The organism is Corynebacterium sp. HMSC06G04 (genome assembly GCF_001807365.1).
GTDB lineage: Bacteria > Actinomycetota > Actinomycetes > Mycobacteriales > Mycobacteriaceae > Corynebacterium > Corynebacterium simulans.
Genome location: NZ_KV788627.1, coordinates 87095 through 110201, shown reverse-complemented (window position 1 = coordinate 110201; position 23107 = coordinate 87095). Strand labels below are relative to the sequence as shown.

21 protein-coding genes are annotated in these 23107 nt (G+C 61.7%); 17 read left to right on the top strand and 4 right to left on the bottom strand.

Annotation, left to right across the window (positions count from 1 at the left end; all coding sequences use genetic code 11):
• Window positions 1-384 precede the first annotated feature (384 nt).
• Together HMPREF3158_RS11310 and HMPREF3158_RS11305 are read left to right on the top strand one after the other, a co-directional pair.
• Window positions 385-2652 (top strand): carbon starvation CstA family protein, encoded by a 2268-nt coding sequence (locus tag HMPREF3158_RS11310; RefSeq protein ID WP_070498572.1) that lies wholly within the window; start codon window positions 385-387, stop codon window positions 2650-2652.
• On the top strand, window positions 2652-2834 hold the full coding sequence (locus tag HMPREF3158_RS11305; protein ID WP_371326209.1) for a YbdD/YjiX family protein: 183 nt from the start codon (window positions 2652-2654) through the stop codon (window positions 2832-2834). The genes HMPREF3158_RS11310 and HMPREF3158_RS11305 overlap by 1 nt, the downstream gene beginning before the upstream one ends.
• Before the next feature lie 12 nt (window positions 2835-2846).
• Here the strand turns inward: HMPREF3158_RS11305 and HMPREF3158_RS11300 are convergent, their stop codons facing one another.
• The 3 genes from HMPREF3158_RS11300 to HMPREF3158_RS11290 all read right to left on the bottom strand — a co-directional run bounded on the left by HMPREF3158_RS11300 (window position 2847) and on the right by HMPREF3158_RS11290 (window position 5675).
• Window positions 2847-3515, bottom strand: a complete 669-nt coding sequence (locus HMPREF3158_RS11300; protein WP_070498570.1) for an FMN reductase — start codon at window positions 3513-3515, stop codon at window positions 2847-2849.
• Entirely contained in the window at window positions 3516-4628 is a 1113-nt protein-coding gene (locus HMPREF3158_RS11295) for an LLM class flavin-dependent oxidoreductase (RefSeq protein WP_062038847.1), read from the bottom strand.
• Window positions 4629-4754: 126 nt separating this feature from the next.
• Complete coding sequence (locus HMPREF3158_RS11290; protein ID WP_070498635.1) at window positions 4755-5675, bottom strand: KPN_02809 family neutral zinc metallopeptidase; 921 nt, start codon at window positions 5673-5675, stop codon at window positions 4755-4757.
• A gap of 195 nt (window positions 5676-5870) precedes the next feature.
• Here HMPREF3158_RS11290 and aspS point away from each other — a divergent pair, with 195 nt between their 5' ends.
• The 15 genes from aspS to nusB all read left to right on the top strand — a co-directional run bounded on the left by aspS (window position 5871) and on the right by nusB (window position 21995).
• A complete protein-coding gene (gene aspS / locus HMPREF3158_RS11285) occupies window positions 5871-7676 on the top strand; it encodes an aspartate--tRNA ligase (RefSeq protein ID WP_062038851.1) in 1806 nt (601 codons plus the stop codon).
• A gap of 197 nt (window positions 7677-7873) precedes the next feature.
• The gene (locus HMPREF3158_RS11280; RefSeq protein WP_070498633.1) at window positions 7874-9043 is read left to right on the top strand and encodes a phosphotransferase family protein; all 1170 of its coding nucleotides are present in this window, start codon (window positions 7874-7876) and stop codon (window positions 9041-9043) included.
• A gap of 3 nt (window positions 9044-9046) precedes the next feature.
• Entirely contained in the window at window positions 9047-10411 is a 1365-nt protein-coding gene (locus HMPREF3158_RS11275; protein WP_070498569.1) for a replication-associated recombination protein A, read from the top strand.
• Between the two features lie 91 nt (window positions 10412-10502).
• Complete coding sequence (gene alaS, locus HMPREF3158_RS11270) at window positions 10503-13190, top strand: alanine--tRNA ligase (RefSeq protein ID WP_070498567.1); 2688 nt, start codon at window positions 10503-10505, stop codon at window positions 13188-13190.
• A gap of 216 nt (window positions 13191-13406) precedes the next feature.
• Window positions 13407-13949 (top strand): Holliday junction resolvase RuvX, encoded by a 543-nt coding sequence (ruvX, locus tag HMPREF3158_RS11265; RefSeq protein WP_062038860.1) that lies wholly within the window; start codon window positions 13407-13409, stop codon window positions 13947-13949.
• A gap of 37 nt (window positions 13950-13986) precedes the next feature.
• Window positions 13987-15174: an endolytic transglycosylase MltG gene (mltG, locus tag HMPREF3158_RS11260; protein ID WP_062038863.1), complete on the top strand. Its 1188-nt coding sequence runs from the start codon at window positions 13987-13989 to the stop codon at window positions 15172-15174.
• On the top strand, window positions 15174-15980 hold the full coding sequence (locus HMPREF3158_RS11255; RefSeq protein WP_070498565.1) for a shikimate dehydrogenase: 807 nt from the start codon (window positions 15174-15176) through the stop codon (window positions 15978-15980). Before mltG ends, HMPREF3158_RS11255 begins: the two co-directional genes overlap by 1 nt.
• An 11-nt stretch (window positions 15981-15991) precedes the next feature.
• The gene (locus tag HMPREF3158_RS11250) at window positions 15992-16381 is read left to right on the top strand and encodes a prepilin peptidase (protein WP_070498564.1); all 390 of its coding nucleotides are present in this window, start codon (window positions 15992-15994) and stop codon (window positions 16379-16381) included.
• Window positions 16382-16432: 51 nt separating this feature from the next.
• The gene (gene aroC, locus HMPREF3158_RS11245) at window positions 16433-17644 is read left to right on the top strand and encodes a chorismate synthase (protein ID WP_070456626.1); all 1212 of its coding nucleotides are present in this window, start codon (window positions 16433-16435) and stop codon (window positions 17642-17644) included.
• A gap of 3 nt (window positions 17645-17647) precedes the next feature.
• The gene (locus HMPREF3158_RS11240) at window positions 17648-18184 is read left to right on the top strand and encodes a shikimate kinase (RefSeq protein ID WP_070498562.1); all 537 of its coding nucleotides are present in this window, start codon (window positions 17648-17650) and stop codon (window positions 18182-18184) included.
• Between the two features lie 13 nt (window positions 18185-18197).
• Window positions 18198-19268 carry a 3-dehydroquinate synthase gene (gene aroB, locus HMPREF3158_RS11235; RefSeq protein ID WP_070498561.1) on the top strand — a complete coding sequence of 357 codons (1071 nt, stop codon included), beginning with the start codon at window positions 18198-18200 and terminating at the stop codon, window positions 19266-19268.
• A 12-nt stretch (window positions 19269-19280) separates the two neighbouring features.
• Window positions 19281-19706, top strand: coding sequence for a type II 3-dehydroquinate dehydratase (aroQ, locus tag HMPREF3158_RS11230; RefSeq protein ID WP_070498559.1), 426 nt, complete (start codon window positions 19281-19283; stop codon window positions 19704-19706).
• A gap of 63 nt (window positions 19707-19769) precedes the next feature.
• Window positions 19770-20861: a M24 family metallopeptidase gene (locus HMPREF3158_RS11225; protein WP_070498557.1), complete on the top strand. Its 1092-nt coding sequence runs from the start codon at window positions 19770-19772 to the stop codon at window positions 20859-20861.
• Between the two features lie 82 nt (window positions 20862-20943).
• On the top strand, window positions 20944-21507 hold the full coding sequence (gene efp, locus HMPREF3158_RS11220) for an elongation factor P (protein ID WP_061922726.1): 564 nt from the start codon (window positions 20944-20946) through the stop codon (window positions 21505-21507).
• 8 nt (window positions 21508-21515) lie between these two features.
• Complete coding sequence (gene nusB / locus HMPREF3158_RS11215) at window positions 21516-21995, top strand: transcription antitermination factor NusB (RefSeq protein WP_061922723.1); 480 nt, start codon at window positions 21516-21518, stop codon at window positions 21993-21995.
• 53 nt (window positions 21996-22048) lie between these two features.
• Here the strand turns inward: nusB and HMPREF3158_RS11210 are convergent, their stop codons facing one another.
• Window positions 22049-23035: an HNH endonuclease signature motif containing protein gene (locus tag HMPREF3158_RS11210; RefSeq protein WP_070498555.1), complete on the bottom strand. Its 987-nt coding sequence runs from the start codon at window positions 23033-23035 to the stop codon at window positions 22049-22051.
• Between the last annotated feature and the right edge of the window lie 72 nt (window positions 23036-23107).

Here is a 23107-nt window from a genome sequence, read left to right as displayed (position 1 = left end):
AATTGGGGGTAGGTGGGGGGAGTATTTCTAGGGGGCAGGCTGTGGCTAAACCCGTGTTAATTGCGATCTTGCTGCGGCCGAAATTCTCTGTGACGAGGACTTTTTCCGGAAGGCCTCGCATACAGTTTCTCCATGTTACCGCTTTGGCAGTAGTTCACTACGTGGAGGCAGCGTTGTTAACCCCTCGGGGTGGGTGTGACCAAGGTCAAGCGATTTTTGGGGATAAGCCGATAGAAATTATTGAATTTTATTGTGTGACCTTTGCACACAATGAATACTGATTAGTATCTCGGTTCACAATAGTTAAGCAATTCAGCGTGCCTAACAACTGTGGCTGGATAAAAGTTCTTTCATCTGCTCTGTCTGATTCCTCGGGAGATTATCGTGAGTATCAAGACCGGACCCGAACCGCGGTCCGACATCGAATTTGTTGAAGTCGACGGCCAGGCACAGCCCATCGACGTAAAGCCGGAAAAGGTCATCGGCAACGTTGAGAAGATCGTCATTTTGATTGCCGCTATCGCTGCGGCTGCCGGTTGGGGAGTGCTCGCTCTCCACCGCGGTGAGACCATCAACTCCGTGTGGTTGGTCCTGGCCGCCGTTGGCTCCTACATTATCGGATATACCCTGTACGCTCGCCTTATTGAGTACAAGGTGGTAAAGCCGCGCAATAGTCGTGCGACTCCTGCCGAGTACGCCAATGACGGTAAGGACTTCCTGCCTACCGATCGCCGCGTGCTCTTTGGCCATCACTTCGCCGCTATTGCCGGCGCGGGCCCGCTGGTCGGCCCGGTCATGGCGGCGCAGATGGGCTATCTCCCGGGCACACTATGGATCGTCCTCGGCGTCGTCTTTGCGGGCGCGGTACAGGATTACCTGGTGTTGTGGGTTTCCACGCGGCGCAAGGGCCGCTCGCTGGGCCAAATGATCAACGATGAGATGGGTAAAATTGGAGGCATCGCGGGCATCATCGCCACCGTCGCCATCATGATCATCATCATCGCAGTGCTGGCGCTCATCGTGGTCAACGCTTTGGCGGATTCGCCGTGGGGCGTCTTCTCCATCACGATGACCATCCCCATCGCTTTGTTCATGGGCCTCTACCTGCGCTACATCCGCCCTGGCAAGGTCTCTGAGGTCTCCGTCATTGGCGTCATCCTGCTGCTTGCCGCCATCATCGGCGGCGGTTGGGTCTCCGATACTGAGCTCGGTGCCAGCATGTTTACCTGGTCCAAGGAGACCTTAGCCTTTGCCATCATTGGCTATGGCATCGTGGCAGCTATCCTGCCGGTCTGGCTGCTGCTTGCCCCGCGTGACTACCTGTCTACCTTCATGAAGATTGGCGTCATCGCGCTGCTTGCCATCGCCATCGTGATTGAGCGCCCGTCCGTGCACATGCCGGCAGTGACCAGCTTCGCCACGGACGGAAATGGCCCAGTCTTCTCCGGCAACCTCTTTCCGTTCCTGTTTATCACCATTGCGTGCGGCGCACTTTCTGGCTTCCACGCGCTGATCTCCTCGGGTACCACGCCAAAGCTCATTGAGAAGGAATCCCACATGCGTGCCATCGGTTACGGCGGCATGATCATGGAGTCCTTCGTCGCGGTCATGGCGCTTATCTCCGCGGTCATCATTGACCGCCACATGTACTTCGCCATGAACTCTCCAGCGCCGAAGACACAGGGCACTGCGGAAGGTGCGGCCGACTTCGTAGGCACCCTCAACCTGCCCGGCGCTGGCATCACCGCCGAGCAGCTAACCGCCGCAGCCCAGGCAGTGGGCGAGGAGTCCATCGTTTCCCGTACCGGCGGTGCGCCAACGCTGGCTTATGGCATGTCCGAAATCATGACGCAGATGCTGGGCAATCCAGCCATGCAGGCTTTCTGGTACCACTTTGCCATCATGTTCGAGGCGCTGTTTATCCTCACCACGGTGGACGCTGGCACCCGCGTGGCACGCTTTATGATGTCCGACTCCTTGGGCGGCATCCCGGGCCTGGGCAAGTTCCGCGACCAAAGCTGGAAGCTCGGCACCTACCTTTCTACTTTCATCGTCTGTGTGCTGTGGGGCGCCATTCTCATCATGGGCGTTACCGATCCGCTAGGCGGCATCAACGTGCTCTTCCCGCTCTTCGGCATCGCGAACCAGCTGTTAGCTGCGATGGCGCTCGCACTCGTCGTGGTCGTGGTGGTCAAGAAGGGTCTTTATAAGTGGGTCTGGATTCCGCTTATCCCGCTGGCCTGGGACCTCATCGTGACCATGACCGCGTCCTGGCAGAAGATCTTCAGCTCCGATCCGACCATCGGCTATTGGGCTAACCACGCGCGTTTCAAAGACGCCGCGGCTCAGGGGCTTAGCGAGTTCGGGTCTGCAAAGTCCGTCGAAGAAATTGACGCAGTGGTGCGTAATACCTTCATCCAAGGCTGTCTATCTATCCTCTTCGCCGTGCTTGTCCTAGCCGTTATTGGTGCGGCAGTGATGTCGTGTATCAAGGCGGTCAAGCAGCGCGTAGCCGGTATCGAGCCAGTGGATTCGGAGACCGAGGACATCCCGTCCACGCTGTTCCTGCCTCGTGGAATGATGCCGACCAAGTGGGAGAAGGAAGTAGCCGCGCAGTACAACATGAGCTTCGAAGAAACTGGAGGGCATTAGTGATTAGCGCGCTCAAGAAAATCACCTGGTACGTCGGCGAGCTCATGGGCGATCACGCCTACGCGAAGTACTGCGCTCACCTTAAAGCGCATCATCCCGACGCCGTGATTCCAACCGAGCGCGAATATTGGCGTGCCCGCTACGCCGAGCAGGATGCCAACCCCGGTGCGCGGTGCTGCTAGATGACGCTGTGGCTAGGCGGTGCCGTCGTGGCCTTTCAGCAGCGCGCTAAACGGCGTGAACTCTTCTTCCACGTCCAATCCGGTGGGACGTGGGGAAGGCTCTGCCACGTTCGGGGCGGCTAGTCCTGCGACGCGGTCGGTGGGAGCCACGATGAGATCGGCAAGCTCCTTGGCCGCGCGCTCGATGCGCTGGGCGTTGCGTGTACCTTCTACGGTGCCGAAGTCTTCGGTGGCTTGGAAGACGCCGGTGGGGATCACTGTGGCATGCAGGTAGTTAAACAGCGGACGCAACGCATAGTCGAGCACCAACGCGTGCCGCGAAGACCCGCCCGTGGCCGCAATCGCTGTGGGCAGGTGCTCCAAGGCGTGCGGATCGAGTGTGTCGAAGAAGAGCTTGAAAAGGCCCGAGTAGCTGCCCTGGAAAATCGGGGTCACCGCAATCAGTGCGCTCGCCGTCGATAGTGCGCGCTTTGCCTCATCTAGGCGGGGAGTGGTGGAGCCCCAGTTCGTCATGGCCTCGGAGAGCTCGGTGGCAAGCTCACGGAGTTCAATCATGGTGGTCTCCACGCCTTCGCCTCGGGCGCCGACCTGGGAGCACACGGCCTGGGAGAGGGCGTCGGCAAGCGCGCGCGTTGATGACGGCGTGGATAGCCCTGCGGTAACAACGACCAGTGAACGCATCTAGTTCTCCTCTCCGGGGTTGACCTTGAAATGGGGTGCGGCGGGGTTGGCCTTCAGACTTGCGTGGGTAGGCGGATTTGAAGGCACATGCTCCGGGCGGCGGGCCTCCATGCGGCGGCGCAGCTCCGGAACCACCTGGGTGCCCAAGATTTCAATCTGTTTCAGCACCACCTCCTGCGGCAGGCCCGCGTGATCGATGAGGAAAAGCTGGCGCTGGTAATCGCCCACCCAATCGGCAAACTGCATGGTGCGCTCGATGACCTGCTCCACCGTGCCTACAGTCAGCGGCGTCTGCGCGGTGAACTCCTCCAGGGAAGGGCCGTGGCCGTACACCGGTGCGTTATCGAAGTAGGGGCGGAAGAACTTCTTCGCCTCGGCTTCGGTCTCGCCGATGAAGACCTGGCCGCCCAAGCCCACGATGGCCTGATCCGCGCGGCTGTGACCGTAGGACTCGAAGCGGCGGCGGTAAATGCCCACCATCTTCGCGGTGTGCTCCTTGTTCCAGAAGATGTTGTTGTGGAAGAAGCCATCGCCGTAGAAGGCGGCCTGCTCGGCAATCTGCACCGAGCGGATGGAGCCGTGCCAGACAAAAGGCGGCACGCCGTCAAGGGGCGCCGGGGTAGACGTATACCCTTGTAGAGGCGTGCGGTACTTGCCTGTCCAATTAACCACCGGCTCGCGCCACAGCCGGCGCAGCAAGTGATAGTTCTCCACCGCCAGTGGGATGCCTTCGCGGATATCCTTGCCAAACCACGGATAAACCGGGCCCGTGTTGCCGCGGCCCATCATGAGATCTACGCGGCCGCCGGAAAGGTGCTGCAGGAAGGCATAGTCCTCGGCGATCTTTACCGGGTCATTGGTGGTGATAAGCGTCGTGGAGGTGGATAGCTGCAGGTTCTTTGTCTGTGCGGCGATATATGCCAGGTGGGTAGTCGGTGAGGAGGGCACGAAGGGTGGGTTGTGGTGCTCGCCGGTCGCAAAGACGTCGAGGCCAACCTCCTCGGCCTTCAGCGCAATCTCGGTCATATTGCGGATGCGCTCGGCCTCGCTGGGGCTGATGCCGTTGGTTGGGTCCGCGGTGACATCGCCGATGCTAAAGATTCCGAATTGCATGCTGCTCCCTTGAGTGTGGCTTAGAACTTTAGTGTATATGACATGTCAACAACAGGGGTGCGTGGGAAATTCCCACGCACCCCTGTCATTTTTAGGCGGGACCTAGACTTTAGGCGCTATAAGTGTTTAGCCGTTATAAGCATTGCGCTCGAGGTAGTCGCACCGCGCCATCTCGCCTGATTGGTAGCCGGCCAAGAAGGCTTTGGAGCGCATTTCGGAAGAACCGTGTGTCCACTGATCGGGGCGGACCTGGCCGCCGGAGCGCTGCTGGATGTTGTCATCGCCAACAGCGGCAGCGGCGGTCACTGCGTTCTCGAGCTGCTGCTTCGAAATCTCTTGCAGGCCCATGTTCGTATTGTCATCGGCATAGTTTGCCCAGATGCCTGCGTAGCAGTCTGCCTGCAGCTCAATCTTGACGGCGTTGGAATCCTCGCCCGGCTGGTTGTAATTGGAAAGACCCAGCGTTCCCTCGAGGTTTTGAATGTGGTGACCAAACTCGTGGGCCACGATATACATTTGAGTCAGGGGTGCGTTCTCGGCGCCGAATTGGGTGAGTTGATCGAAAAAGGCGGTATCGAAATAGGCCGTCTGATCACTCGGGCAGTAGAACGGGCCGGTGGCGGCCGATGCTTGGCCGCAGCCGGACGTGGTGGCGCCGTGGAAGATGACCATTCCGGGTTCGGTGTATTCCAGCCCGGCCTGCTTTGGCAGTTGGTCCGCCCAAACGCGGTCGATGGACTGGGCGGCGTACATGATGCGGCAGTCGTCGTACTTGTTGCCGTCCTCAGCGGTCTGGCAGTGGGCAAGCTCTCCGGTGGGGTTGCCGTTTGCGTCTGTGCTGTTTTCTTCCTGCGCTATTTGGTCCTGGTCATTCTCGGTGCCGAAGTACTGATCAAGATCGGATGGGTTTCCGCCCATGATCAGGAACAAACCGATGAGGACGAGAGTGCCCAGGCCGCCCCCTGCCGCAATGGTGCCGCCGCGGCGCCCGCCGCCACCAGAGCGGGCGCGGGTGTTGTTGAATTCTGCATCCGAACGAAATGTCATGCCATTGATAATGCCATATGTCCAGCGCATTGTGCCGCCAGAAAATATAGATACTTTCTGTAGCTGCCTCATCGAAACGAAATACTAGGCGGGGTTGTAGACTTGGGCGCGTTCAAGTTTTGCCATTCTCCGGCGCGTGCTGTCTACGCGTGGCGGGAGAGGGTAAAAAATCGAAATAGAAGGGACTGAACGCTAGTGCTGCGCACTCATTTGGCTGGCGAGCTCCGCAAGGACATCGCAGGCGAGACTGTTACTCTCACCGGTTGGGTTTCCCGCCGTCGCGACCACGGTGGAGTTATCTTCATTGACCTGCGTGATCGATCCGGCATCGCCCAGGTTGTTTTCCGCGAATCCGAAGTAGCAGAGCACGCACACGACCTGCGCTCTGAGTACTGCGTGAAGGTAACCGGCGTCGTCGAGCCGCGTCCAGAAGGATCCGAGAACCCGAACCTGCCTTCCGGCGAGATCGAGGTCAACGTCACCGAGCTCGAGGTCCTCAACAAGTCCGCAGCACTGCCTTTCCAGATCGATGACCCATCCACCTCTGGAGAGGTCGGCGAGGAAGCGCGCCTGAAGTACCGCTACCTGGATCTGCGCCGTAAGACCCAGGGCGACGCGCTGCGTCTGCGCTCTGCGGCAAACCGTGCAGCCCGCAAGGTGCTCGACGCACACGATTTCACCGAGATCGAGACCCCAACCCTGACCCGCTCCACCCCAGAAGGCGCCCGTGACTTCCTGGTCCCAGCACGCCTGAAGCCAGGCTCCTGGTACGCCCTGCCACAGTCGCCGCAGCTGTTCAAGCAGCTGCTCATGGTTGCCGGCATGGAGCGCTACTACCAGATCGCGCGCTGCTACCGCGACGAGGATTTCCGCGCTGACCGCCAGCCGGAGTTCACCCAGCTCGACGTCGAGATGTCCTTCGTGGACCAGGACGACGTCATCGCACTAGCCGAGGAGATCGTCTCCGAGCTGTGGAAGCTCATCGGCTACGAAATCACCACGCCGATCCCGCGTATGACCTACGCTGATGCGATGAAGTACTACGGCTCCGATAAGCCGGACCTGCGCTTTGACATCAAGATCGTCGAGTGCACCGAGTTCTTCAAGGACACCACCTTCCGCGTATTCCAGAACGAGTACGTCGGTGCCGTCGTCATGGAAGGTGGCGCATCCCAGCCGCGCCGCCAGTTCGATGCTTGGCAGGAATGGGCAAAGCAGCGCGGCGCTAAGGGCCTTGCCTACATCACCATTGCTGAGGATGGCACCCTGGGCGGCCCGGTGGCCAAGAACATCACCGACGCCGAGCGCGAGGGCATCGCCGCTCACGTGGGCGCAAAGCCTGGCGACGCCATCTTTTTTGCCGCAGGCGACACTAAGTCCTCCCGCGCTCTGCTCGGCGCAGCCCGTGGCGAGATCGCCCGCAAGCTCGACCTCATCAAGGAAGGCGACTGGGCCTTTACCTGGGTCGTCGACGCACCACTGTTCGAGCCGGCTGCCGACGCCACCGCATCCGGTGACGTTGCCCTGGGCCACTCCAAGTGGACGGCCGTGCACCACGCCTTTACCTCCCCGAAGCCGGAGTACCTCGACACCTTCGACCAGAACCCGGGCGAGGCTACCGCTTACGCTTATGACATCGTCTGCAACGGCAACGAGATCGGCGGCGGTTCCATCCGTATCCACCAGCAGGATGTGCAAAAGCGTGTCTTCGACGTCATGGGAATCGGCGAGGAAGAAGCACAGGAGAAGTTCGGCTTCCTGCTCGACGCATTCCAGTACGGCGCACCGCCACACGGCGGCATCGCATTCGGCTGGGACCGCATCGTGTCCCTGCTCGGCGGCTTTGACTCCATCCGCGACGTCATTGCTTTCCCTAAGTCCGGCGGCGGCGTCGATCCGCTGACCGACGCCCCGGCACCGATCCCTGCCGCACAGCGCAAGGAGACCGGCGTCGACTTCAAGCCGGAAAAGAAGTCAGAAGAAAAGGCTGCAGCGAAGTAAGCGCTAAAGCTTGCTTTTAAAGCGGGGCAGGGCCGAAGCTGCGGGAAAGTGTTTCACCACACCGCATGAGGCGGTGCCCCGCTTTTGCTGCGAGCGCGGCTGACATAGAGCTCAGCGATCAAGTAAAGGAAGATGTAGTGACCACGGAGAATACGGGCGTTACTGACACGGCCTATACCCAAGACGAGGTCGTCGAGATGGCCGCCGAGTTGCTTTCGCGCCGTTACGGCGGGGTTGCCGAGTTTACCCAGGTAACTGACCTAGGCGGTTCGGGCAACGCCACCGTCTTGCGCGCGCGGATGACTCCGACGGCATTTTTGCCGCACCGCTCCGTGGTCATCAAATACAACCCTTCTACCGGGCATGCGATTGATGACGCCGCGCTTCTCCGCGAGGTCGTGGCGTACCAGTTCACCACCGCTTTGGGCGAGGACGTGCGCCCGGGCCCGGTGCTTTTTGCCCATGATTTGGATCGTCGCATTTTGGTGCTTTCCGACGTTGGTGAGGGCGACACCTTGGCCGATGTTCTCACCCAAGCACAGGGCGAGGACCGCAAGGAGATCCTGCGTTCTCTGGGACGTTCTTTGGGCCAGATGCATGCGGGTACCGCAGACCGCGAGCGGGACTACGAGACGCTGCTTAACCGCATACTGCGCCAGCACCCGGAATACGCCGAGCATCAGTCGCTGCGCGATGAATCCCTGCAGCGCTCGATTTTGATTGGCGCAGACATCCTGGCCGATGCTGGCCTGCCAGCGCCCGCAGACTTTGTGGAGCTTGCGCAACAGGCGGCAAGCGCGCTGTCCATCGGTCGCGAGCGCGCATTTACGCCTTTTGATTTGTCACCCGATAACGTCATCGTTTCCCAAAACCTAGCCTTTTTGGATTATGAGTGGGCGGGTTATCGCAACGTCGGCTTCGACGTCGCCTGTGTCATCGCCGGCTTCCCGCAGTTCCTTTTCGCGCGCCCGATTTCGGATGAAGAGGCCGAGATTTTCATCTCCGCCTGGCAGCGCCGCGTGGTGCAGGTGTGGCCGCGTCTCGGGGACGATATCGAGCTCCACGAGCTCATCGTCGCCTCGCTCATCGGCTGGGCTTTGTCCAGCGTGACCACGATGTACGCCGGCGGTATCGAGGGCGTTGTGGCTCTTTCGGAAGGCTCCGCTGGCATCGAGCACGACGCACGCCATTCCTTGCTGCGTCCTGCAGACCAGGGTCCATTTAGCGAAGAGGAAATTCTCATCCGCCGCGACTTGTACGAGACCTTCGAGGCGTTGGCGCGGTATTCCGCCAAGTGCGATTCCGCCGCATGCGAACCGGTTGCGCAGTTTGGACAGACCGTAGCCAGCCGCCTGCGTGAGGGCTAGGCCATGAGCCAAGATTTTCTGTTTGGCCCAGCACCCGGCGGGACAGAGGCATCCGCGCCACTGCCTGGCCAAGAAATCTTTGCCACCCATTCCGGCTCGCCATTGGCGGCCCGGATGCGCCCGCAAAGCCTCGATGAGGTTGTGGGTCAAGGCCACCTACTTGAAGAAGGGAAGCCCCTGCGCCGGCTCATCGAAGGCTCCGGCGAGGCTTCTGTCATCTTGTATGGCCCTCCCGGTACTGGCAAGACCACCATCGCCTCGCTGATCGCAAAATCGATTGGCCAAAACTTCGTGGGCTTATCCGCCTTGGATTCGGGAGTCAAGCAGGTGCGCGAGGTCATCACCCGGGCGCGCCAAGAACTCATCCATGGCCGGCGCACGGTGCTGTTTATCGACGAGGTGCATCGCTTTTCCAAGACCCAGCAGGACGCGTTGCTCGCGGCAGTGGAAAATCGCACCGTGTTGCTCGTCGCTGCGACCACAGAAAACCCCTCCTTTTCCGTGGTGGCGCCGTTGCTCTCGCGCTCGTTGTTGCTGCAGTTGCAGCCGCTAGACGACGCCTCCCTGAAAGCACTCGCCGAACGCGCCCTCACCAGCGAACGTGGCCTGGGTGGGCGCATTAGCGCAAACAACGAAGCGCTCGACCAGCTCGTGCTGCTCGCCGGCGGCGACGCCCGTCGCACGCTGACCTACCTGGAAGCCGCGGCCGAGGCCGTGGCCGACGGTGGAGAATTGACCGCCCAAGTCATCCGTGACAACGTCAACCGCGCCGTCGTGCGCTATGACCGCGACGGCGACCAGCACTACGACGTCGTCTCTGCGTTCATTAAGTCGATCCGCGGCTCGGATGTTGATGCCGCGCTGCACTACCTGGCGCGCATGATTGAGGCTGGCGAGGACCCGCGCTTTATCGCACGCCGTCTTATCGTGCATGCCTCCGAAGACATCGGCATGGCCGACCCTTCCGCGCTGCAAACCGCCGTGGCAGCAGCCGAAGCCGCGCAATTGATCGGCATGCCGGAAGCACGAATTCCGCTGGCCCAAGCCACCATCCACCTGGCCACCGCACCGAAGTCGAACGCGGTGATCCAAGCAATCAGCGCCGCGCAAGCCGACGTGCAAGCTGGGCGCATCGGTCACGTTCCGGCCCACCTGCGCGACGGCCACTACGAAGGAGCGAAAAAGCTCGGCAATGCCGTGGGGTATGTTTACCCGCATGATGACCCGCGCGGCGTCGTTAAGCAGCAGTACCTACCAGATGAATTGGAAGGCGCGCTGTACTACGAACCCACCGAACATGGTGCCGAAAAGCGCATCCATGACTACCTGGGGCGGCTGCGCAACATCATCCGCGGCAAGCGGCGCTAAAGTTTTCTCCCCCGATACCCGTGCTAGGAAGCGATACGGGTAAAGTTGAGCGCTGTTACGTACCGCTTAAACAGTGAAGGACTTTTAGCTCGTGAAGACTCATGAGATCCGGGAACGCTTTACCCAGCACTTCGTGAAAACCGGACACGAGGCGGTTCCCAGCGCGTCGCTCATTTTGGACGACCCGAACCTGCTCTTCGTCAACGCCGGCATGGTTCCGTTCAAGCCGTACTTCCTCGGCCAGCAGAACCCGCCGTTTCCCAACGGCCTGGCAACCTCGATCCAGAAATGCGTGCGCACCCTGGACATCGAAGAGGTAGGCATTACCACCCGCCACAACACCTTCTTCCAGATGGCCGGCAACTTCTCCTTCGGCCAGTACTTCAAGGAAGGCGCAATCAAAAACGCTTGGGGCCTTCTCACCGGCTCCGTCGAAGACGGCGGCTTCGGCCTCGACCCGGAGAGTCTGTGGGTTACCGTTTACTTGGACGACGATGAGGCTGCCGATATCTGGCACAACGAGATTGGCGTGCCGAAGGAGCGCATCCAGCGCCTGGGCATGGAGGATAACTACTGGTCCATGGGCATTCCTGGCCCGTGCGGTCCATGCTCCGAGATTTACTACGATCGCGGCCCGGAATACGGCGCCGAGGGCGGCCCAGTGGCCGACGACAACCGTTACATGGAGATCTGGAACCTGGTCTTCATGCAGAACGAGCGCGGTGAGGGCATCGGCAAGGGCAACTTCGAAATCCTGGGACCGCTGCCGAAGAAGAACATCGATACCGGCATGGGCATCGAGCGCGTGGCCTGCATCCTGCAGGGCGTAGACAACGTCTACGAAACCGACCTTTTGCGCCCGGTTATCGACGCCGCGGAGGAGCTTTCTGGTTCCAAATACGGCGAGGGCGCAAGCGATCAGGACAACATCCGTTTCCGCGTCATCGCGGATCACTCCCGTACCGGCATGATGCTCATCTTGGACGGCGTTACCCCGGGCAACGAAGGCCGCGGCTACATCCTGCGCCGCCTGCTGCGTCGCATCATCCGTTCCGCACGCCTGCTGGGGACTACCGCGCCGAGCATGGAGCGCTTCATGAACACCATCATGGACACCATGACTCCGTCCTACCCGGAAATTGCGGAGCACCGCGAGCGCATCCTGCGCGTTGCCATCGCGGAGGAGAAGGCCTTCCTCAAGACCTTGGAGTCGGGCACTAAGCTTTTCGACGAAGCCGTTGCAGAGCTCAAGTCCACCTCGCGTGCTGCAACCGCCAAGGTGCTCTCCGGCGAGAAGGCTTTCGAGCTGCACGATACCTATGGCTTCCCAATTGACCTCACCCTAGAGATGGCCCAGGAGGCCGGCCTCGAGGTCGACATGGATGGCTTCAACGACGCGATGGGAGAGCAGCGCCGCCGCGCCAAGGCCGATAACCAGGCCAAGAAGCACGGCCACGCTGACCTTTCTCTCTACCGTGAATGGGTCGATAACAACCCGACCGTCTTCACCGGTTACGAGACGCTTACTTCCGACGCCAAGATCATTGGTCTGGTTCGCGATGGCGAGAAGGTCAACGAGGTCCACGAGGGCGAGCAGGTGGAGGTCATCCTCGACCAGTCGCCGCTGTACGCCGAGGCCGGTGGACAGACCGCAGACCGCGGCCGCCTGTACGCGGGCGAGAGCCTGCTTGAGGTGGGCGACGTCCAGAAGATCGGCAAGAAGCTGTGGGTCCACAAGGCCGCCGTTACTGCCGGCGGCATCGACCTGGGTGCTTCCGTGACCGCTGAGGTTGACCAGAAGTGGCGTCACGGCGCAGTCCAGGCGCACTCGGCCACCCACCTCATCCACGCGGCGCTGCGTAAAGTGCTGGGCCCAACCGCAGTTCAGGCAGGTTCCTTGAACCGCCCGGGCTACCTGCGTTTCGACTTCAACTACACCGAACAGCTGACCCCGGCCCAGCTGGAAGAGATCGCTCTCATCACCAACCAGGCTGTCGACGCCCACTTTGCCGTCAACACCATCGAGACCTCCCTGGAGAAGGCGAAGCAGATGGGCGCCATGGCGCTGTTCGGTGAGAACTACGGCTCTGAGGTTCGCGTCGTCGAGATGGGCGGCCCCTTCTCGATCGAGCTGTGCGGCGGCACCCACGTCACCAACACGGCGGAGATCGGCCCGGTTTCCGTGCTGGGCGAGTCCTCCGTGGGCTCTGGTGCGCGCCGCATCGAGGCCTACTCTGGCCTGGACGCGTTCCGCTACTACTCAAAGGAAACCGCACTCGTGGAGGGCGTTTCCCGCGAGCTGAAGATCCAGTCCGAGGACCTTCCAGAGCGCATCGCACAGCTGACCGAGCGCCTCAAGGCTGCTGAGAAGCAGATCGAGGACCTGCACAAGGCCCAGCTGATGTCCCAGACCGCTGAGATGGTCAACTCCGCCGTCGAGGTCAACGGCTTTAGCGTCGTGGCAACCCGCCTGCCGAACAACGTCAGCGGCGGCGACCTGCGCACCGTGGCCATCGACCTGAAGAACCGCCTCGGCGACAAGCCGGGCGTGGTTGTCCTCGCCTCCGAGAATGAGGGCGGCAAGCTGCCGTTTATCGCCGGCGTCACCAAGGCTGCCATCGAGCGCGGCATCAAGGCTGGCGACTTGGTCAAGCTGCTCGCTGGCTACATCGACGGCAAGGGCGGCGGCAAGCCAGACATGGCGCAAGGCTCCGGCTCTAACGCCGAAGGCCTTTCGGCCGCGTTCAACGCCCTGCGCGACGAACTCGAAAAGGCCTAATTCTTTCGCCGCGAATTCTCCCCGTATCTTTAAGCCAAAAGGTGCGGGGATTTTTGCGCGATAGGGGTAAACATTAGGCCTTTAAACAGCCAATAAGCTAAAACTTATGCCCCTGCGAACCATAGCCGCAAATAGTATGACTAGAATCTAAATGTCATCGTTACCGTTTTGCGACTTTTTGCGTCGCATCCAACCGCGAAGGGACATTCATAGAGCATGGCCGTACAACCCGATACTCCCGGGGTGGACGACCCGGGAAATGGGCGTCGACTAGCGCTAGATGTAGGCACCGTACGCATCGGTGTCGCGGTCTCTGACAACAACGCCAAGTTGGCGCTTCCTGTCGAGACCGTCGCTCGCGAAACCGGTTTCAAAGACCGCGATAAAGGCGATATCGACCGCATTTTGGAGCTCATTCACGAGTATCAAGCGGTAGAGGTAGTAGTAGGCCTGCCCCGCGATCTGCAGGGCAACGGCTCGAAAAGTGTCAAACACGCCAAGGAAATCGCGTTTCGCATCCGCCGCAGGCTGGGAAAAGATGTAACGATAGGGCGACCACCTGTCCGCATGGCTGACGAGCGGCTGACCACAGTCGCCGCCACGACAGCGCTGCGGGCGTCGGGGGTATCCGAGAAAAAGGGCCGCAAAGTCATCGACCAAGCAGCCGCAGTAGAAATCTTGCAATCCTGGTTGGACGCACGTAACAACGCGCTTCAAGCAGATGCAACCACCCACGAGCCTTCAACAGCAGGAGACTAGTTACGTGAGCCGAAACCAAGAACGAATCGGGCGCTCCATGGAGCCGAAGCACGTCAAGCGCCGCCAGCGCGGCCTTGCCGTGGTGGTGGCCTCCGTGGTGCTTATCATCGGCGCCCTGGGATACATCGGCTTCCGCTTGCTTGGAGGAGGCAGCAGCATGGACTATGAGGGAACCGGCAACGGCACCGTGCAGCTGGTCGAGGTCCCAGAAGGCTCGTCGATGAGCCAGCTCGGCCCGGAGCTCGTGGAAAAGAACGTGGTCAAGACCGCGGATGCTTTCTCCTCGGCGGCCAACTCCAACCCTCGCGCTGGCAGCATTCAGCCGGGCTTCTACCGCCTGCAGGAGGAGATGAATGCAAAGGCGGCGGTTTCTGCGCTGCTCGATGACAAAAACAAGGTCGATCCTTTGGACGTGCAGGGCGGAGCCACGCTTTCCGACGTTAAGGTTGTCGGCGGCGATGTTCGCTACGGCGTCTACTCGCTGATCGCGCAAGTCTCTGAGCAAGAGGGCGGCTCCGTGACCAAGGAAGAACTGGAGAAGGTCGCGGCGACCGTCGATCCGGCCGAGCTTGGCGCGCCCGAATGGGCGCTGGAGAAGATTCGCTCCCGTGGCGAGGACCCGAAGCGCCTTGAGGGTCTTATTGCTCCGGGCCAGTATGTGGTCGATCCGAACATGGACGCGCAGGCCATCTTGAAGGACTTGATTACTCGTTCTACCGAGCGCTACAACGAGACCGGCATCGTCGACCGCGCGCAGGCTATGGGCAAGACCCCATACGAGCTGCTGGTTGCAGCATCCTTGGTCGAGCGCGAGTCCCCGGCCGGCGAGTTCGGCAAGGTGGCCCGCGTCATCCTGAACCGCCTGGACGAGCCGATGCGTTTGGAGCTGGACTCCACCGTTAACTACGGCCTGCCGGACGTGGAGCTGGCGACTTCCGACGAAGCTCGCGCCGAGGTAACCCCGTGGAATACTTACGCCAAGGAGGGCCTGCCGGATACCCCGATTGCTTCTCCTTCCGTTGAGGCAATCGACGCCATGGAGCACCCGGAGGAGGGCAACTGGCTGTTCTTCGCCACAATCGACGCTGATGGCACCACCGTGTTCACCGATAACTACGACGAGCACTTGGCCAACGTCGATAAGGCCATCAACTCCGGCATTCTCGAGTCCCAGCGCGGCGGCGTGCAGGGTGGCGAGGATTCTGAAGCAAAGCCAGCCGAGTAATGCCACGCGCGGCGGTTCTAGGTCAACCCATCGACCATTCCTTGTCCCCGGTGCTGCATAACGCCGGTTATGCAGCCCTGGGGCTAGAGGACTGGGACTACACCCGCTTTGAGGTCACGGCGGCGTCGCTGCCGCGCTTTCTCGAGGAAGCGCCTGCTGATTTCCGCGGTTTCTCCGTGACCATGCCGGGCAAGTTCGCCGCCCTTTCTTGCGCCACGGAGCGCACTGAACGTGCCGAACTCATTGGCTCTGCGAATACCCTTGTACGCACCGAGCAGGGCTGGCGCGCCGACAACACCGACACCGAGGGCGTCGCCGGTGCGTTGGCGGTCCTAATGGGGGAAAAGACCGCCCGTCGCGCGCTTCTCATCGGCTCCGGCGGCACCGCCCGCCCCGCGCTTTGGGCCCTGGCGCAGCGCGGCATTACCGACGTCACCGTGCTGAACCGCTCTGACCGGCGCGCCGAGCTCGCCCCGCTTGCCGACGCCCTCGGCCTCAAGCTTTATCGCGCCACCTTCGACGCTGACCTCGCCGCCCTCGCGCGCGAGGCAGACCTCATCGTCTCCACGGTTCCCTCCGCGGCCCTCGACGGTCACCTCTTTGACCTAGCCCACGCGCCAGTCCTCGACGTCATCTACGATCCCTGGCCCACGCCGCTCGTCTCGCATGCGGCCGCAAACGGCTACGCCACGGTGGGCGGCCACGTCATGCTCGCGCATCAAGCCTTCAGCCAGTTTGAGCAATTTACCGGCCATCCCGCGCCGCAAGCCGCCATGCGCGCTGCCCTCGATGCAGCCTTGAGCTAGGCTGTGGCCCCATGGGGGGAAATCTTTATATCCACGCCTGCATCGCCGCGTGGATAATCATGCTGTGTATATTCGACATCCGCTATAAACGCCTGCCCAATTGGCTTACCCTGCCCGCCTGCCTTATCGCACTGTGCATCTTTTCGCCCGCGGGACTCATCTGGCCCGGCCTTTATCTCGCCCTTGCGCTCTGGCGCGGCGGCGTCGGCGGCGGCGACATTAAACTCGCCTTCCCGCTGGGCATGTGGACCGTCCACGAAGTAGGGGTGATGGGGCAGTTGCTGGCGATGATGGGGGCGTCGCTTAGCACTGCGTTATGGGGCCTTGCCCGCCGCGACGCTGCACCCCCGCACGGGCCCGGAATGCTGCTGGCTGCGGCGGCGTGTGTGATTGCGCTCTAAGTTCGACCCTAGTGCTAGCCCGCGTGTGCGCGGCGTGCGATAATAACCCGCATGCTTCGTTGGACTACCGCAGGTGAATCCCACGGCCAGGCGCTCATCGCCATGCTTGAGCACATGCCGTCCGGGGTACCAGTATTGCAGGATGACATCGCTGCCCAGCTCTCACGCCGCCGCTTAGGCTACGGCCGGGGCGCCCGCATGAAGTTCGAAGCCGACGAATTAACTCTCCTTTCTGGCATCCGCCACGGTAAGACTCTGGGCAGCCCGATTGCGATCATGATCGGCAACACCGAGTGGCCCAAGTGGACCACCATCATGTCACCACACGCGCTGGACATGTCCGACGAGGAGACCGCCAAGGCCATGGCTTCCGGCCGTGGCGCCCCGCTGACCCGCCCGCGGCCGGGCCACGCGGATTTTGCAGGCATGGTCAAATACGGCCACGACGAGGCGCGCCCGATCCTGGAGCGATCTTCAGCTCGTGAGACCGCCGCGCGCGTGGCCGCCGCCACCATCGCGCGCAACTTTTTGCGCGAGACCCTCGGCGTGGAGGTTATCTCCCACGTCATCTCCATCGGCGCCTCGGAGCCTTATGCGGGCCCCACACCGACGCACGCGGATCTCGACGCCATCGATGCTTCACCCGTGCGCGCCTTCGGCGAGGATGCGCAAGCGTCGATGATTTCGGAAATTGAGGCCGCCAAAAAGCAGGGAGATACCTTAGGCGGCATCGTCGAGGTCGTTGTCGAAGGCCTGCCCATTGGCCTGGGCTCGCACATCTCCGGCGAGGACCGCCTCGATGCCCAGCTCGCCGCTGCGCTCATGGGCATTCAGGCCATCAAGGGCGTAGAAGTAGGCGACGGCTTCGAGGAGGCCCGCCGCCGCGGCTCCGAGGCCCACGACGAAATGGTGCGGGAAGGCGCGGGCGTTACTCGCCTGAGCAACCGCGCCGGCGGTCTCGAAGGCGGCATGACCAACGGCGAGACCCTGCGTCTGCGCGCTGCCATGAAGCCGATCTCCACCGTCCCGCGCGCCCTACGCACCGTGGATATGGCAACCGGCAAGGCGGCCACCGGCATCCACCAGCGTTCCGATGTGTGCGCGGTGCCCGCCGCGGGCGTGGTCGCCGAAGCCATGGTCGCCCTCGTTCTCGCGCGCGCGGTGCTAGAAAAATTTGGCGGCGATAGCGTCATGGAGACCAAGCGCAATATCGCCGCCTACAATGAGTATGTTTCCCAGCGTCTTGCTTTTGAACAGGAGTAAGTAATGACCACACCGGTTTCCGTGACTGGTAGCCCGCGTCCCCGCATTGTTCTCATCGGGCCACCTGGGGCGGGTAAGTCTTCCATCGGGCGCCGTTTAGCTCATTCCCTCAACTGCGAACTCGTCGACTCCGACCAGATGATTGAACAACGCGAGGGCGCGGCCTGTGGAGAGGTCTTTTCCTCGCTGGGTGAGCCGGCCTTCCGCGAGCTGGAGGCGGAAGTGGTAAAGCAAGCGCTGTGTTCGCGCGGCGTCGTCAGCCTGGGCGGCGGGGCCGTGCTCGATGAAGGCACCCGCGACCTCCTGGACCGCCACACCGTCATTTTCCTTGACGTTTCCCCGGAGGAAGGGGTAACCCGCACGCTTGGCGACGCCAACCGCCCCGTCCTCGCCGCCGCCGACCCCCTGGCGCACTACGCTGAGCTGCTGGAGTTGCGCAGGCCGTACTACGAGCAGGTCGCCAACTTGAAGGTCCGCACCGATACGCGCAGCCCACAGCAGGTAGTCGGCGCCATCTTGGGCTTTATCGACACGCTTTAAGAAAAGAGTATTCATGACCACGATTCCAGTTTCAGGCCCTAGCCCTTATGAGGTCACCGTCGGCGCGGGTTTGACCGCAGCCATCGCAAACCGGCTCAGCACAACCGGCGCGGGCCAAGTGGGGATCGTGTTCCAGCCTGCCGTCGCGGCCGTCGCTCGTCAGCTTGCCGCGGAGGCTGCCGCGCGTAACATCGTGGTTACCCTGCTGCCCATTCCCGATGCCGAGGCCGCCAAGCGCCTCGACGTCGTGGGTGGTCTGTGGGACAGCCTTGGCGAGGCAAACTTCAGCCGCCGCGACGCCATCGTGGGACTCGGAGGGGGAGCGGCCACCGACCTCGCGGGGTTCCTTGCCGCGACGTGGATGCGCGGCATTAAGGTCATCCAGGTGCCCACCACGTTGCTGGCGATGGTAGACGCCGCCGTCGGCGGCAAAACAGGCATTAACACCGCTGCCGGCAAGAACTTGGTCGGGGCATTCCACGAGCCCGATTCCGTCTTCGTGGACTTGGACCGCCTGCACACCCTGCCAGAGGATGAAATTGTCGCCGGGTCGGCGGAGATCGTCAAGACCGGTTTCATCCACGATCCAGTCATCATCTCGCGTTACCTCGCAGATCCCGCCGCCTGCCTCGACCCGCTTAGCGGTCTGCCCGAGCTTATCGAGCGCTCCATCGCGGTCAAGGCCCGCGTGGTGGGCGAGGACCTCAAAGAGGCCGGCCTGCGCGAGACCCTCAACTATGGACACACGTTCGGCCACGCCATCGAGCTGCGCGAGGACTACACCTGGCGTCACGGCCGCGCTGTGGCCGTGGGCATGATGTTCGTCGCCAACCTAGCCCACGCCCGCGGGCTTATCGACGCCGCCGTTTTGGACACCCACACCCAGATCCTGCGCTCGCTCGGCCTGCCCACCACCTACGAAGCAGGTCACTTCGACGAGCTTTACCAGGCCATGACGAGGGATAAGAAAAACCGCGGGGGTGCTATTCGTTTCGTAGCCCTCACCGGCATCGGCGAGACCACCCGCATCGAAGATGCCACCGAGGCCGAATTGCGCGCGGCCTATGCATCCATTTCCCACTAGTTCGGAGCAGACATGAAGATTTTGGTTCTCAACGGCCCCAACCTAAACCGCCTGGGCAAGCGGCAGCCGGAAGTGTATGGAACGACGAGTCTCGCGGACGTCGAAAAGCGCATGCGTGCGGCCGCAGGTGAGGCAGAGCTGGAGTTCTACCAGTCCAATCACGAAGGCGAGCTCATCGATAAGGTCCACGAGGCTGCCGACGCCGACTGGCCCGTCATCATCAACCCTGGCGGCTTTACGCATACTTCAGTCGCGCTGCGCGACGCCCTTGCTGAGGTGGCCGACGGCGCCGGCTTCGTCGAGGTGCATATCTCCAACGTGCACGCGCGCGAACAGTTCCGCCAGCATTCTTATTTAAGCCCGATCGCGCGCGGGGTTATCGCCGGATTGGGTATCTACGGCTACGAGGCCGCACTCGGTTATTTTCTCAGCGATTAGCCCCAAACCCGCGGGTGGTGGGCGTTATCATGGGTTGACCGTCAAGAAGAAAAGGATTAACGCATGACACTCGCTGATACCCGCTTTAGTGACCGCCGCCGCAAGCTCGCTGCAGAGGTAGCCGGCATGCGCATCGACGCCGTCTTGGTAACCCACCTGGTGCATGTGCGCTATCTTTCAGGCTTCTCCGGCTCCAACGGTGGCCTGCTGCTGCGCAAGGACCTCTCGGCGCTGATGGCAACCGATGGCCGCTATACCACCCAGATTGCAGAAGAAGTCCCAGACCTCGAAGCAGTCTTGGGCCGCCCGGTGGGTCCGGCGTTGCTCAGGCGCCTCGAGGGACCACTGCGCGTGGCCTTTGAGGCCGATTATGTCTCCGTATCTGAGTTCAAGGCCTTGGAAGAGGCAGCTCCTGAGGGAGTGGAGCTGGTTCCGATGAGCGGAGTCATCGAAGACATTCGCCTGGTGAAGGACCCACAGGAGCTGGAGCGCCTCGAACACATCGCGGCGCTGGCCAACGAAGCGCTGGAGGGCTTGGTTGCTGCCGGCGAGGTAGCGGTGGGGCGCACTGAGCGCCAGATCGCGGCGGACCTGGAATACCGCATGCGCAAGATGGGTTCTGAGCGCGTGAGCTTTGATACCATCGTCGCCTCCGGCCCGAATTCCGCAAAGCCGCACCACGGCGCCGACGATCGCGTACTGGTCTCCGGCGACCTCGTCACCATCGACTTCGGCGCGCACCTGCGTGGCTTTAACTCCGATTGCACCCGTACCTTCGCGGTCGGGGAGCCGAACGAGTTCTCCCGCGAGATTTACGATATCGTCCTGCGCGCCCAAGAGGCTGGTGTCAAGGCGGCGGTGCCAGGGGCCAAGCTTGTCGACGTCGACGCCGCCTGCCGCGACATCATCACCGAGGCCGGCTACGGCGAGTACTTCGTGCACTCCACCGGCCACGGCATCGGCCTCGACGTGCACGAGGGCCCGGCTGCTGCGCAAACGGGTAAGGGCGAACTTGCCGAGGGCATGACCCTTACCATCGAGCCGGGCATCTACGTGCCGGGCAAGGGCGGAGTGCGCATCGAGGATACGCTTATCATCACCTCCGGCGCGCCGAAGATCATCACTGCATTTCCGAAGGACTTGCAGGTTCTATAATTTGGCCCTGTTATGCTGGCAAACCTGCATAAGGTATGCTGGAACACTGTTTTCACCACTATTTTTACTGGGAGTTTGATCCATGGCTGATACCACCGATTTCAAGAACGGACTCGTTCTCAAAATTGACAACAAGTTGCAGCAGATCGTCGAGTTCCAGCACGTTAAGCCGGGCAAGGGCCCTGCATTCGTGCGTACCAAGCTCAAGGACGTCGTCTCCGGCAAGGTCACCGATAAGACCTTCAACGCTGGCGTCAAGGTGGAGACCGCAACGGTAGATCGTCGCGATATGACCTACCTGTACAACGATGGCCAGAACTTCGTTGTCATGGACGATAAGACCTTCGAGCAGTTCGAGCTGCCTTTCGACAAGTTCGGCGAGGCCGGCAAGTTCCTGCAGGAGAACATGCGTGTGCAGGTCTCCTTCCACGACGGCGAGGCTCTCTTCGGCGAGCTGCCGATCTCCGTTGACCTGAAGGTTGAGCACACCGAGCCAGGCCTGCAGGGCGATCGCTCCAACGGCGGCACCAAGCCAGCTACCCTCGAGACCGGCGCCGAGATCCAGGTACCGCTGTTTATCGAGATCGGCAACGTCCTCAAGATCGATACCCGCACCGGCGAGTACCTCTCCCGCGTCAACAACTAGGGCGCAACGTGTCTGAGCAAAAAGACATCAACTACAAGCGCCACACGGCGCGCTACCGCGCGCGCCGCCGCGCCGCGGACATTCTGTACGAGGCAGAAAACCGCGACGTCGATCCCGTAAGCATCATCGAGGACCGCGTCCAGCTGGCCCGCGAGGATGCCAACGGCGTCGCCCCGGTCGCCGAGTACACCCAGGTCATCGTCAAGGGCGCGGCCGAAGAGCTCGACGCCATCGACGAGACCATCGAGCGTTACCTTTCTTCTGAGTGGGAGCTGCACCGTATCCCGGCCGTCGACCGCGCAATTATGCGCGTGGCCGTGTGGGAGATTCTTTTCAACGAGGATGTCCCGAACGCAACCGCACTCGTGGAGGGCGTGGAGCTAGCTTCCGAGTATTCCAATCATCAGGCACCGCCGTATATTCACGCCGTGCTTGACGACGTCATCCAAGCCCAGTCCGCAGACAACCCCATGTCAGAGGAAATTTAGGCACGCCAACAAGCGCTGTTCCCCTTAAGGAGCAGCGCTTTTGCGCGTTTTTATCACCGCCCGCGGTGCCAAGTGACCACACCATCGATGCGGTCTAGCCTCCCGCGGCCTGGTGGGGCGTTCGGGTCGTCTTGATTGACCCCGTTGTGGTAGCCACAGCAGGTGGTCAGATTCGCCATGTTGGTCTCGCCGCCTAAGCGCCAGGGGTGCATGTGGTGGACCTGGGCTTCATCGGCGCCGATGTTGCATTCCGGCCACGGACACGTCGGATTTTCCGCGGCCGCCATAAGTCGCTGCTTCGAGCTGGCGTGCCTCTGTGCGCGGTATAGGTTCACCGGGCCTTCCACCGGGTGGATGAGCGTAAACAGCTCGCCGAGGCCGGCGTCGGCAAGCACGCGCTCCAGGTAATCTTTTCCAGTCATGGTGGCGCCGTTGGTCAGCCGCAGGGTGATGTCGTCGCCCGTGCCGTGCAGGACGTCGATAAACTCCGGCAGGCGCACGATGACGTTGGTGCGCGGCGTCGGGCGCTGTGCAGCCTTCACGCCGCCGTAGAGAAGGCCGGTCAGTTGTTCCACAGGCTTGGTCTTATCCAAGCGCGCCCATAAGTCCGCAATCATGTCGTTGGGGCCGGTAATGGCGAGCGTCCACGCTTTGCGACGTCGATACAACCGCGCCCCAGCACGCGGCCCCCGTGCCGGCCTGCGGGTCAGCCGGCGCGCCTGCTTTTCGATGTCGCTGGCGGGCGCCTGCAGCGCGCAGAGTTTCTCGCGCAGCCGCCACGCTTCGGCCTGGTTGGCCGCCTTGGCGGCGTAGCGTTCGATGATTTTTAGCACCGGCAGACTGTGCGTGGACTCGCGGGCCGTGCGCTGTTTGGCGCTAAATTTGGTCGGACCGAAGTAGGTGTGCGCCAAGCGGGCGAGCATGCGGGCCTCGGTATCCGGGGCGCCGAGGGCTTCTAATTGCGCGGCAGACATGCCTTGGGCCCCGGCGATGATATCCATGCCGGGGCGCAGTGCGTCAAGGTATGCCTGAAGAGTCATGCCTTAAACGCTAGGAGCGCTAGTCACCCAAGTGCTAGCCCTAACTTCTTTTTCGGGCTAAATCTGTGGATA